Below are 12,747 nucleotides of genomic sequence, written 5' to 3' on the forward strand. Positions count from 1 at the left end.
GAAGGCTGTGGCGCGTGGGTTGGCTGTCGGCGGGCGACGGGTATGAAGTCGCCCTTGTGGAGGGGCGGGTGGCGGCGCGTGCCACCTCGGGCCGGGCGGCGGGACGGCAGTTGAAGTCACTGCCGCGCGCGCTCAAGGACCACCCGGAGGTGGACCGGCTGCGACGGTTCGCGGAGTGGCTGGACCGGCATGCCGCGGCGTGTGTCGCGCAGGTCGACGCGTGGATGGTGTCGTCGCTTCCCGTACCGACCGGGCTGCTGGCCCGCGTGTGGCCCGACGAAGCCTGGCAGTCTGCGCTGCGCGATCTGGCCGTGGTCGGCGACGACCCTGATGAGGTGGGCTTCCTGCGGGGTGCCACCGAAGCCGGTGAGCTGCGGCTGGTGAACCTGGACGGCGAGACCGTCCGGATGGCCCCGCGCACGGTGACGCTGCCGCATCCGGTGCTGCTGCCGGACCTCGACGACCTGCGTGAGTTCGCGGCCGAACTGGGCATAGTGCAGCGCGTCGAGCAGATCCACCGGGCGATGTGGCGGCGGCCGGAGGGCCTCGACGCCAAGGCCACCGAGGTGCGGGACTTCACCGGGGGCTCGTTCCGCTCCCGCTTCGCACTCGCCGCGCGCGCCAGTTCGCTGGGATACCGCGTGTCCGGTGGGTACGCCACCGCCCGGGTGCGGGACGGCGGACGCACCGTCGAGGCCTGCGTCTGGATCGGCGAGCCGTACTGGGAGGACTCGGTCGAGACCGGCGCCCTCACCTGGCAGGACCAGGACGGGCGCGCCCTGCCGCTGCGCGAGGTGGGACCGGTCGCCTGGTCGGAGGGGATGCGGATGGCCGCGGCACTGTACGCCGGCCGCGTCATCGAGGAGGGCAAGAACGCATGAGCGGGGGGACGCAGGTGTCGTACGAGGAACTGCTGACGGCGGGGGCGGTGCTGCCGCCCGACGCGAAAGAGGTCGGTGAGCGGGGGGTGCCGCTGACGGCGCGGACGTACCGTCACCCGGGGCTCGACGACCGGGTGGTGGTGCGGCTGGTCGCCGGCGAACTGGGGGCGGCTGAGGATCTGGCCGCCGGATTCCTCGGCCTGGAGCAGGACGCCGAGCCGGCCGTGGTCGGGTTCGGGCTGCGTCAGTCGCTGGGTTTTCCCGAGTGGGTACTCGTGCATCACCCCGAGGACGGACATCACGCGCTGGGCGTCGTGCCGGATCTGGAGCGGGCGGCCCGGCAGGCCAAGTCCCGTCCGAAGACCGCGCTGGACGCCTTCGTGGAACTCGGAGACCGGCTGGCGGCCTCGGTGCCGCACTTCCTGCCGACGTTCTACGAACAGGCCGGGCGCGTGTTCCTGGCGGAGGAGAACGCCACGTACGCCGCCCAGTTGTTCACCCGCGCCCGCAAGGCCGAGGCGGAGCACGGGCTGACGGTCCAGGAGGAGCGGCTGGACGCCGTGTTCCTGGAGTTCGCGCTGGCCGGTGCCCTGCCCGTGAAGGTGCTGTCCGCCTACGCGAGGGAACTGGCGGCGCGGGTGCCCGCCGAGGAGGCGCTGCGGCGCTTCACCCGCCTGTGTCTGCGCCGTACGGCGGGCGGGCTGCCGCCGTCGGCGCAGATGGCGAACGACCTGCGCAAGCTGGCCCGGGCCGCGGGCCAGGACGCGAACCTCACCGAGCAGGAGTACCTGGCCGAACTCCTCGGTCTGCCGGCCACCCTGCGCGCGGCGGCCGGCTGGTGGAAGGGGCACCGTACGGCGCTGGTGGCGCTGGCCGCGCGTGAGCCGCGCGTCCGGGGCACCCTGCTCGACCTGATCCCTGCCGGCCACGAGAACGAGATGCCCGCGATGTGGCTGGGGCTGCTGGAGGCCTCCGGTGCCACGGCCGGCCTGTGGGACGCGTCCCTGCCCGAGGAGCAGCGGCCTCGGGACGGTGCGGCGGGCTGGCTGGGGCGGTTCCTGGCTTACCGGGAGCGGGCCCGGTCGTGGCGCGACTCCAGTCGCATGCCTGAGCTGTATCCGCTGGTGGAGCGGACGGCGGACCGGCTCCGGTCCGAACTCGCCGCGTCCGGAGGTGGGTTGAAGGTCCTGCACGACCTGGACCTGATCGACCTGCTGCTGTACCTGGACGTTCCGGTGGCCGCCCCGCAGAAGGACGAGGCTCTCCTGCTGACGCAGTGGGCCCCGGGCGAGGGACACCGTGACCTGCTGTCGCTGGCCGCCGACACCCGCTTCCACGAGGCGTTCCGGCGAGGCGCCGACCGGTTCGGCAACGACGACCACGTCCTGCGGGCGATCCGGCTGCTGGCCGCGTCGCCCGGAGGCGGCCCGCTGCTCGCGGACTGGGTGCGCACCGTCGTACGACGGTTCACCGCGGTCGGCCTGCCCCAGCTCCCCGACGCGCTGGCCCGGCTGAAGTGGCTGCCCGCCGAGGCCCTGGCGCTGGCCGAGGACGAGGTCCGTGCTGCCGCGGGCACCGACCTCGCACCGGTGCTGCAGCGCACCCTGCGGGCCGGGCTCTTCGACGAACTCGGCTGGCCCGCCTGGGAGGAGGCGGTCGCCGCCCTCGTCCCCAAGGCGGACATCGAGGACGTGATCGTGGCCGACGCCTGGCCCCACCTCATCGTGGCGGGCGCCGCCCAGGCCCGGGTCATCGGCGCCGAGGGCACGGTCCTCACCCACGACCTGAGGATCCCGGCGAACGGAGCCTGGGGCGATCCCGGCTTCCACCACGTGGACGGTGAGCTCCTCGTCTACTGGAACGACCGCAACGACGGCCTGCGCGGCTACTGGCACACCCGCGCCGATCGTCCTCAGTCCCTGGAGGGCGCCCGGAACACCCGGGGCACCCAGATGGACTGGTACCAGGCCAACATGCCGGTCACGCTGCCCCTGCCCGGCGGCGGCCGGACCACCGGCGGCGGCGTTCTGCACGCCGGTGACACCACTCTGCCCGCGGAGCGGCAGGTGCTCTGCGACGGCGTCTCGTACTGGGTGTGGCACGCGGAGGACGAGGACGACAAGGCGCACGGCTGGTACGAGTACGACCCGGTGACGGGTGAGCGGGGCCGCATGAGCAGGCCCGCCTTCCTCGCCGACGCGCTGCGCGACGCCCCCGAGGGCAGCGGCTTCGAGGGCGGCCGGCTGCTCCCCTCGCCGACAGTCGGGGTCGCGCCGGCCTCCGCGCCCGTGGACGGCCTGGTCGGTCTGCGCCTGGTGAAGCTGCCCGACGGGTCCGTGCGCGCCCAGGATCTCGCCGGACACAGCGTCACCCTGCCCGCGGACGCCGGCCGGCCCTCCACTCTCGTGGTCTTCCCCGGCGCCGACGGGGCGAGCGCGGTCGTCCGCAACAGCTGGCAGCTCGCCATCGTGGACACGGACGGCGTCGTCACCTCGGTGGCCAAGACCGACCGCGCGCCCGGTGTCTTCGGCGAGGGCTCGCTGCTGCTGCCGCCGGTGCAGTACTGGGAGTGCCTGACGGCCCGCGACCCGGAGGGCTCCGAGGCGTTGCGGCACATCGACCGCGGCACGGCGGCGGCCCTGCTGACCGCCGCGGCCCACGAGGACAAGGAGGTGCTGCCCGACGCGATCCTTTCCCTCCTCCCGGTCAGCCACTCCGCGTTGGTGGCGGGCATCGCCGGAGTCGTGCGCCACGCGGCCGGCCAGCAGGCCGTCCTGGACGCGGTGGCCGCCCGGCTCACGCGCGCTCTCGACGGCGGCCTGCAGGACGAGGGCCAGGCCGGACCGGCGGACGCCGTGCTCCTCGACGCGATGAGCGGTCTCTACGGATCCACCGGCTACTGGTGGAACCGTGACAAGGAGGCCGACACCGTGTTCCGCGCCCTGCGCGAGATGAAGCGGGCGGCCCAACTCCGCGACGTCGCCCCGGTGGAGGGACCCACCGCTCGCCTCCACCTCGACGGACGCCGGCTTCCCGTCGGCCAACCCGGCCTGGACACGCTGCTCGACCGCGTCAGCGCCGTGGCCTTCCGGACAGCCGCCTCCACCACCTCCGAGGACCACCGGGAGGCGCTCCACGCGCTGCTCGCCGAGTTCGACGCGCTGGGCCTGGTGCCCGCCGCCGAGCCCGCGCACTGGCGCAAGGTTGACCTGCACCTCGATGCCGGCCCGCTGCGCACCCCGTCGGGCGACTGGCGCGAGGGCGCGTGGAACGGGCTGCTGCCGCTGGACGGCGGTGCCTTCATCGCCGTCGTGGAACGCACCTCGCAGGATGACGACGGCTGTGTGTTCACCGGATACTTCCACGATCCGGCCGGGCGCTTCGAGACGCCGAAGCCCTACACGCTCCGGGCGTCGGCCCCGCTCGGCGAGGACGGCCCCGCCGGTCGCCTCGGCGCGTTCCTCACCGAGCTGGCCGCGCGCGGACCGGCGCCCTGGTTCCCGCAGGCCGCAGAGGAGTTCGCCCGGCTCACCGGCGTCACCGAGACCATGGCCCGGCTGATCGTGGCCGGTCTGCCCCAAGTCGACGTCTACGAGCGGACGTTCCTGACCACGCAGGCACGCGATGTCATCGGTGTGAAGGCGGCCCCGGCGGCCGTCGCGAAGGACGAGCTGCGCGATGTCGTTCCCGCGACCCGTGCCGCGGTCGTGGCCGCGCTGCTGCCCGCCGAGCCCGCCCGTCTGTGGACCGAGGGACCGGACTGGGCCGCCGCGGCCGAGGTCTGGAACAACCGGATGGGCCGCCGGACCGCCGTACCCGAGGAGTTGCTCAGCGACGCGGTACGCACGTTCAAGCGCCGGGGATGGGAGGTCCGCCAGGCACTGCCCGCGCTGTTGCACCCGGCCGGCGAGCCCCGGCTCACCCGGGACCTGGAGTGGGCGGTCGACGGCGACCGGGTCAAGCCCGTCGGCAAGGAGACGGTCGGATTCACCGGACAGACGCTGGTCGGTTCCATCGGCCTCGCCGCCTGGCTCGCCCACCGGCTGCCCGCCGGCGACCCGGTCCGCGCCACGCTGCCGACCGCGCTCGGTGCCGTACGTGACCGGCTGGCCCACCCCGGACTGGTGCTCGACCTCGACGAGTACGTCCATCTCCCCACCTTCCGGAAGACCGCGGGCGCACCGACCGAGGTCGGCAAGGGCTTCGAGCGCTACGGCGCCGTCATCCTCGCCACCCACGACGACCAGCCCTCCCCCGGCATCCAGGTCGCCCTGCTCGACGAGGCGGGCCAGGACCCGTATCTGCCCGCGCTCCGCGAGGACGGCCAACGCCCCAATGCGGCCGAAGTGGCGATGCGCCTGGCCCGCTCCCCCGAGTTCGCGGCCCTCCTCGCCGATCCGGGCGACCCGCTGGCGGGTGAGCGGGGCAAGGACGGCACCTGGTGGCCGCAGGACCCGGGCCGCTCGGTGCCGGATCTGGTGACCGAGGCCGCCAAGGAGTACGGCGTCGGCGAGGACGCCGCGACGCTCTATCTCATGCTGCTCGCCATGCCCGACCCGACCGATCGCATGACGGCCCGGTGGACGGGCTGGAAGCCGGCCCGGCTCAAGGCGGCCCGTGCCGAACTGGCCGGCACCGACCTGGTGGTGGAGGCCACCCGCACCAGGGCCGGACGTTCGCTCTTCCTGCCCGGTGGATGGATCGACCCGAAGGCTCCGCGCGTTCCGCTGGAGCGGTGGAAGCTGCCGCTGTTCGGCGACCTGCTGAGCGGCGAGGAGGCTCTGCTGGGTGTGATCGTGCCGGCCGAACCGGCCGCCGAGCTGTACCGCAGGGCCTGGCAGCGGGTCCGGGAGAGCGGCGGCCCCCGGTTCGAGGAGCTCAAGGTGCGGCGGGGACGCCGGCGCTGACGTATCTCCGGGGCGCCGGCCACGACCGGCGGGCGCCCCGGCACCTCCCCGCAACGACGACAGACCGACCTACCGAACAAGGACACGCATGCCCCCGACCGACACGGCGACGGCCCTTCCGGCCCGGCAGACCCTGCCCGCCGAAGAGCGCCACGCCACCGAACTCGCCTTCCTCGCCGCCCACGACGCGGGCCCCCGCCCGCCCGGCTGGCGGCTGACACCGCGTTCCGTGATCACCTTCGTCTGCGGCAGCGGCGGCGAGACCCTCAAGCTCCCCGAGCCGCACGGCGCGCTGCCGGACCGCCTAATCATCACCCCCAAGTTCGTCGGCGAACGCGCCCTGGTGGAACGGTGCGTAGTCACCCTCGCCGGAGAGCGCGGCCTCCTGCTGGTCGGCGAGCCGGGCACGGCCAAGTCGATGCTCTCCGAACTGCTGTCCGCCGCCGTCTGCGGCACCAGCGCGCTGACGGTGCAGGGCACCGCGGGCACCACCGAGGACGCCATGCGCTACGGGTGGAACTACGCCCTGCTGCTCGCCCAGGGCCCCACCCCGCAGGCGCTGGTCGACTCGCCGGTGCTGAACGCCATGCGCGCCGGCCGGGTGGCCCGCGTCGAGGAGATCACCCGCTGTCTGCCCGAAGTGCAGGACGCCCTGGTGTCGATCCTGTCCGACCGTCGGATGAGCGTGCCCGAGCTGGCCGGCACGGACGACGCCCAGGTCTCGGCCGCCCCCGGATTCACCGTCATCGCCACCGCCAACCTCCGCGACCGCGGTGTCTCGGAGATGTCCGCGGCGCTCAAGCGCCGCTTCAACTTCGAGACGGTGCACCCGATCGCCGACGTCGACGCCGAGACCGCGCTCGTGCGGCGGCAGGCCGTGGCGGCCGTCGAGCGGGCGGGCGCCGCCTTCGGCGTCGACGACGCGGTGCTGGACGTACTGGTCACCGTGTTCCGTGACCTGCGGGCCGGGCGGTCCGCGGAGGGCTGGGACGTGGAACGACCCGGCACGGTGATGTCGACGGCCGAGGCCGTGCAGGTCGCCGTCTCCCTCGGGGTGGCCGCCGCGTACCTTCCCGGCGCCGACTCCCTCGATCTGGTGCCCGGCCACCTCCTGGGCGTGGTCCGCAAGGACGACCCGGCCGACCACGCGCGTCTGCTCGGCTACTGGGACGGTCCGGTGCGCCGCCGCGCCGAAGACGGTTCCGCCCTGTGGCGCCGTCTCTGGGACCTGCGGGAGAACCTTCGGTGACGCACACCCAGGATCCACGGGCGGCCGTCTCCGCCCTCGCCGGTTCCGTGGCGCCGTACCTGCTGGGCGTACGGCACCACAGCCCGGCGCTCGCCGCGGCGGTACCCGCTCTGCTCGACGCCTCCGGGGCGGAGGTCGTGTGCGTGGAGCTGCCCGCCGACTTCCAGCCGTGGCTCACGCATCTGGCCGCGCCGGGCACCGTCGCCCCGGTCGCCCTCGCCGGGGCGCGCGAGAACGGGCGGCTCGGCTTCTATCCGTTCGCCGACTTCTCCCCGGAGCTGGCAGCGGTCCGCTGGGCACGGGACCGCGGAGCGGACGTCGTCTGCTGCGATCTGCCGATGTCCGACCCGCGGTGGAACGCGGACGAGCCGTTGCCGTCGGGTGACACGCGGACCGCGGTCGCCGACGTGGTCTCCGCGGCCGCGCCCGTCTCCTTCGGGAACGCGCTCGCCGCGTCCGGGACCGGCCGTGACGACGACGATCTGTGGGACCGCTGTGTCGAGGTCCACGCCCCCGGATCCGCTCCCGAGGCGATCCGCCGCGCCGCCCTCGGCGTCGGATGGGCACTGCGCAGCGACGCCGCGGCCTCGGCCGGGATACCCGCGGTGGACCTCGCCCGCGAGGCCCACATGCGTGGGGCGATCGCCCGCGCCACGGGTGACGGACGCCGGGTCGCGGCCGTCGTCGGCGCGTTCCACGCCCCGGCGCTGACGACCGCCGCCCTGTCACCCGATTCGGTTCCGGGTGCGGGTCCGGCCAGGGATCAGGGTCCGGGTGACAGCGCGCCCGTGCCGACAGCCGTCGATCACAGCAGCGCGGGAGAGCACCCGAGCGTCGTCACCTCGCTCGTCCCCTACGCGTTCGACCTGCTGGACTCCCGTTCCGGCTACCCGGCGGGCATCCGGGACCCGCGCTGGCAGCAGTCGGTGTTCGAGGCCGGCGGTGATCCCGAGCGGGTGCGGGGCGCCGCCGCGCGAGCGGTCACCGATGTGTGCCGGGAGCTCCGAGCGGCGGGGCACGCCGCCGGAACGGGCGAGGCCGCCGAGACCCTGCGGATGGCCTGCGACCTGGCCAGGGTGCGCGGGCTCGCGGCGCCGGGGCGGGGCGAGGTGATCGAAGCGCTGACGACCGTGATGGGCCAGGGTGAACCGCTCGGCCGCGGCCGAGCCCTCGCGCGCGCACTCGAAGTGGTCCTGGTCGGCACCGGCCGGGGCCGGATCGCGGCGGGCACACCCCGTTCCGGTCTCGGCCCGTGGGGGGAAGCGGAGGTCGCCGCGCTGCGGCTGCCCGGCCCGGACGACCCGGCAGCGCGGGAGGTACGGCTCGACCCGCTCCGTTCGGCCCTCGACGGCCGCCGCGAGATCCTGCTCCAGCGCCTCGCCGTGTGCGGCGCGGGCTACGGCGAGGCCGTCGCGGTGGCCGGTACGGGCGACGCCGCCGCTCTGACCACGCGGTGGCGAGTGTCGTGGACTCCGGCCGTCCCCGTACGGCTGGACCTGGCTGGCGTACGAGGCGTGACCGCGGCCCTGGCCGCCGAAGGCACCCTGCGGGACGACTTCCGCAGGCAGTCGGCGGACGGCGGGCCCACCTGCGCCCACGTCCTCACGGCGCTCGGTGCGGCCGCCCGCTGCGATCTCCCCGCGCTGGTGTCGGAGCGCCTGGCCGATGCCGCCGGCGTGCTCCCCGCCACCGCCACGCTGCCCGAACTCCTCACCGCGCTCGATCTGTTGGAGGCCCTGTGCCGTGGCCATCTGCCCGGCACCACAGCGGAGAGCCGACAGGTCGCCGCCGAACTGACCACCGACCTCCTGGAGTCGGCGGTCCGGACCCTTCCCGGGCTGGCGGGCAGTGACCGGCCGGAGGACACGGCCGCGCTCATCGAGCTTGCCTCGCGGGCCGGTGAACACCGTCTCGGACTGCGCATGGACGACGCGCTCGGCACCCTCGCCCGCGAGGGCTCCCCGCTCATCCAGGGCGCGGCCCTGGCCGCCCGGGTCCTGCTCGACCTCGACGACGCGGACACCCTAGGCGCGCGTTCCGCCGGCTGGATCGACACGGCCACCGGTCCGGACGCCCGGCAGGCGCTGGGCCGTCGGCTCGGTGGACTGCTCAGCGGTGCCGCCGCCCTGCTGCAGTCGGCGCCGACAGCGCTGGACCCCCTGCTCGACCGGATCGACACGCTCACCGACCAGGGCTTCCTGGACCGGCTGCCCGCCCTGCGCGGAGGCTTCGACACGCTCAGCCCGGCGGGCCGCGACCGCCTCCTGCACACGGTGACCGAACGGCTCGGCGACCGTCTCGACCTGTCGCTCACGGCCTCGCCGCACCTCCTCGCTCTGTGGACGGCCGCGGACGCGGCGGGCCTCGCCGCCCTCCGCGCCCTGCGTCTGCCGACCGGCGGGAACGGGGCGGCGCCCACGGACTCCGGGATGCGTGCGGTCACCGCCGGGACCGAGCAACCCGTATCCGTGGCCTCGGCCGCTCCGCGCTCCGTACCGGCGCTCGCCTCCCCGGCCCCGTCCGCCGCGCTCCGCATCACCCCCACGGACCGCTGGCGACTGCTCCTCGGCCGGGAGACCGAGAAACTCCCGCAGAGCGCACGGCGATACGCGCACGCGCTCGACGAGTTGTACGGCACCGGCCGCGGCGAGGGCTCCTCGGACCTCGGCCGGGAAGGCGGCGCCCAGGGGCAGGGCGGCGGCCGGGACGCGTCCTTCCCGACCGCCCGTGAATGGGCCGAGGAACTGGAGTCGTTGTTCGGAGCGGAGGTCCGCGAGGAGGTCCTGGCACGCGCCGCCGACCAAGGCCGAAGCGACGTACTGGCCGAGCTCGACCCCAAGGCGGTCCGCCCGTCGGTCGACCTGCTGGCCTCCGTCCTGTCCCTGGCGGGCGGAATGCCCGAGCAGCAACTGGCCGGGCTGCGCCCGCTCGTTCGCCGTCTCGTCGACGAACTGGCCAAGGAGCTCGCCACCCGGATGCGCCCTGCCCTCACCGGACTCGCCACTCCGCGTCCCACTCGGCGTCCCGGAGGGCGGCTCGACCTGCAGCGCACCCTGCGGGCCAACCTCGCCCACACGCGCCGAACCGCCGACGGGCGGACCGTGGTCGTACCGGAGCGGCCGGTGTTCAGCACCCGCTCGCGCAAGGAGGCGGACTGGCGGCTGATCCTGGTGGTCGACGTGTCCGGGTCGATGGAGGCCTCCGTCATCTGGTCGGCCCTGACCGCGGCCGTCCTCGGCGGCGTCCCCACCCTGTCCACGCACTTCCTCGCCTTCTCGACGGACGTGATCGACCTGACGGACCGGGTCGACGACCCGCTGTCACTGCTCCTGGAGGTACGGGTCGGCGGCGGCACCCACATCGCGGCCGGGCTCGCCCACGCCCGCTCCCTGGTCACCGTGCCCAGCCGGACCCTCGTGGTGGTCGTGAGCGACTTCGAGGAGGGCTACCCGCTGGGCGGACTTCTCGGCGAGGTACGGGCCCTGGCGAGCTCCGGGGTGCACCTGATGGGATGCGCCGCCCTGGACGACACCGGTACCCCCCGCTATTCGGTGCCCGTCGCCCAGCAGCTCGTCGCGGCCGGCATGCCCGTGGCCGCGCTCAGTCCCCTCGCCCTCGCCCGCTGGGTGGGCGACCGCCTCCGCGGAGAGACCTCATGAACCCCGAACTGCCCCCGGTGGCGCCCGATGTGGTTGCCTCCGCCGTCGAGAGTCTCACCTCCCGGCTGCGCAAGAGACTGGACGCCTCGATCGAGTCGTACGCGGCCCTGCCGGTCGTCTCCGACGGACCCGTCCGGCGCGTGCGGTGCGGAGAGGACGCCGAGGTCACGCTCACACCCGATCCCTCCGGCACCGTCACGGACGCGGGCCAGGCGGTGTGCAGTTGCCTGCTCGCCCCCCGGTGTCTGCACCGGGCCGCCGTCCTCGCCGCCTGCCCGCTGGCCGACACCGCCGCCGAGGATGCCGTCGAGGACGGCAGCACACCGGAGGAGAGCTCCCCGGCCGCGGTGGGCACGGCAGCAGACGCGCAGACCGGCACCAGCTCCGGAGCCCCGCTCGCCGAGGCGGCCGTCGCAGCACCCGAGGAGGCCGTCACGGAACCAGGGAAGGCTGTCGCAGAACCCAGGGCGACTCTCGCAGAGCCGCCCGGGGAGACCGTCCCGCTCACCGATGCCCAGGTGACCGCCGCGGCCGAGCTGTGGACGGCCGCGGCGACCGTGCTCGCCGCCGGAGTGCCCGCCGCGGGCGCGGTCCCCCAGGCGGAGTTGCTCCGGGCCGCGCACACCGCCCGGCTCGCCGGGCTGCACCGTGCCGAGGCGGCCGCGTTGCGCGTCGTACGCGGGCTGCGTGGCGCCCGCGCCCGCCACGACGGCCACCGGCTGGCCGACCTGGTCGCGAACGTACGGGAACTGCTGCTCACCACCGTCCTGCTGGCCGCGGCCGACCCGGAGCAGGCTCTGGTCGGCACCGCCCGCCGCGCCTATCGGCCGGGCGGCAGCCTGCGGGTCCACGGGGTGTGCCGGGAACCGGTGATCGCGGCCACCGGCTACGGCGGTGTCGTCACCCATCTCGTCTCCGAGGACGGACGCTGGTTCTCGGTCGCCGACGTCAAGCCCGGCGGCCCGGCCCGCGCCCAGGGCGCGGGCACAGCCACCGTCGCGCTCGGCTCGGGGAGCCTCGATCACGCCCAACTCGCCCGTGGCGGGCTGCTGATCTCCGGTGCCACGGTCTCCTCGGACGGCCGCCTCGGCTCCGGCAAGGGGGTACGGGCAACCCCGGTCGCCGGTCAGTCGTGGACGTCCGGCCCGCTCGCCGCCCTGTTCGCCCGCCCGCTCGCCGAGGCCGTCGCCGAACGGCTCGCCGTGGCTCCGGGTGCCGACCCGGAACAGGCCGAGCAGGCGACGCAGGAGCTGGTCGGCTGCGACCTCGTGCTCGTCGGGGCGGCCGGTGAGCAGCTGATCGCCCGGGAACTCACGCCCGGGCAGCCGGACGCGGAAGGTCTCCTGATCCGCCTGGCCCCGTCCAACGGTCATCCCGGCCTCGCCCACACGGCCAACTTCCGTCGGCTCGCTTCCCGGCCGGGTCTACGGCTCCGGGTGATCGGCCGTCTGGACCCCGACCGCGCGGCCACACTCCGCCCGCTGGCGGTAGCCCCGCTGCCGGACACCGAGGCGACGCTGCGACTGCCCGCGGGCTGGCACGGCCACGCCGACCTGGGCTACGACCGCCTGGAGGGCGCGCATCTCCCGCCGCTCGACGCCATGCCGGCCGCGCCCGCGCTGGACGGCCCGAGCAATGTCCCGGCGGACCCGCTGACGGAGGCCCCCCTGTGGCGGCTGCGGCGGCTGATCGAGGTCGCCGTGTCGGGTGGCCGCAGAGCCGTCGCCGAACCCGCGCGTGACGGCGACCGGAGCGGAGCCGGTGCGGCCTTGCGACGCAGCGGATTCCACACGGCCGCGGACGTGGCGGCCGACCTGACCGCGGAGGCCGACCGGCGCACCCGCGACGTCTTCGGCCGCACCGGCGAGGCCGACCCGGACCGGTACGCACGGGCGTGGCTCGCCGCGGCCGTCTATCTGGCGGGCGTCGAGCGGGCGTTGGTACGGGCCACCTGGCGGCCGGAGACCACCGGTTCCCGCCAGAGCGCGTGACCGGCTGTCGTACGGACCAGGGCTGTCCCCCGCCCCGCCGGCGGGGGGACAGCCCTGGAG

5 protein-coding genes are annotated in these 12,747 nt (G+C 74.9%); all 5 read left to right on the plus strand.

Annotated elements, in window-relative coordinates:
- Window positions 1–14 precede the first annotated feature (14 nt).
- Window positions 15–881: a DUF4132 domain-containing protein gene (locus ACFWBT_RS11910; RefSeq protein WP_385698446.1), complete on the plus strand. Its 867-nt coding sequence runs from the start codon at window positions 15–17 to the stop codon at window positions 879–881.
- Window positions 878–5,788: a DNA-binding protein gene (locus ACFWBT_RS11915; protein WP_385698448.1), complete on the plus strand. Its 4,911-nt coding sequence runs from the start codon at window positions 878–880 to the stop codon at window positions 5,786–5,788. The genes ACFWBT_RS11910 and ACFWBT_RS11915 overlap by 4 nt, the downstream gene beginning before the upstream one ends.
- Window positions 5,789–5,876: 88 nt before the next feature.
- Complete coding sequence (locus tag ACFWBT_RS11920) at window positions 5,877–7,037, plus strand: AAA family ATPase (protein WP_385698450.1); 1,161 nt, start codon at window positions 5,877–5,879, stop codon at window positions 7,035–7,037.
- On the plus strand, window positions 7,034–10,696 hold the full coding sequence (locus ACFWBT_RS11925) for a DUF5682 family protein (RefSeq protein ID WP_385698452.1): 3,663 nt from the start codon (window positions 7,034–7,036) through the stop codon (window positions 10,694–10,696). The genes ACFWBT_RS11920 and ACFWBT_RS11925 overlap by 4 nt, the downstream gene beginning before the upstream one ends.
- Window positions 10,693–12,687: a hypothetical protein gene (locus tag ACFWBT_RS11930; protein WP_385698455.1), complete on the plus strand. Its 1,995-nt coding sequence runs from the start codon at window positions 10,693–10,695 to the stop codon at window positions 12,685–12,687. Before ACFWBT_RS11925 ends, ACFWBT_RS11930 begins: the two co-directional genes overlap by 4 nt.
- Window positions 12,688–12,747: the final 60 nt, after the last annotated feature.

This window comes from Streptomyces sp. NPDC060027, assembly GCF_042737005.1.
In the GTDB taxonomy this organism is placed as follows: Bacteria; Actinomycetota; Actinomycetes; order Streptomycetales; family Streptomycetaceae; genus Streptomyces.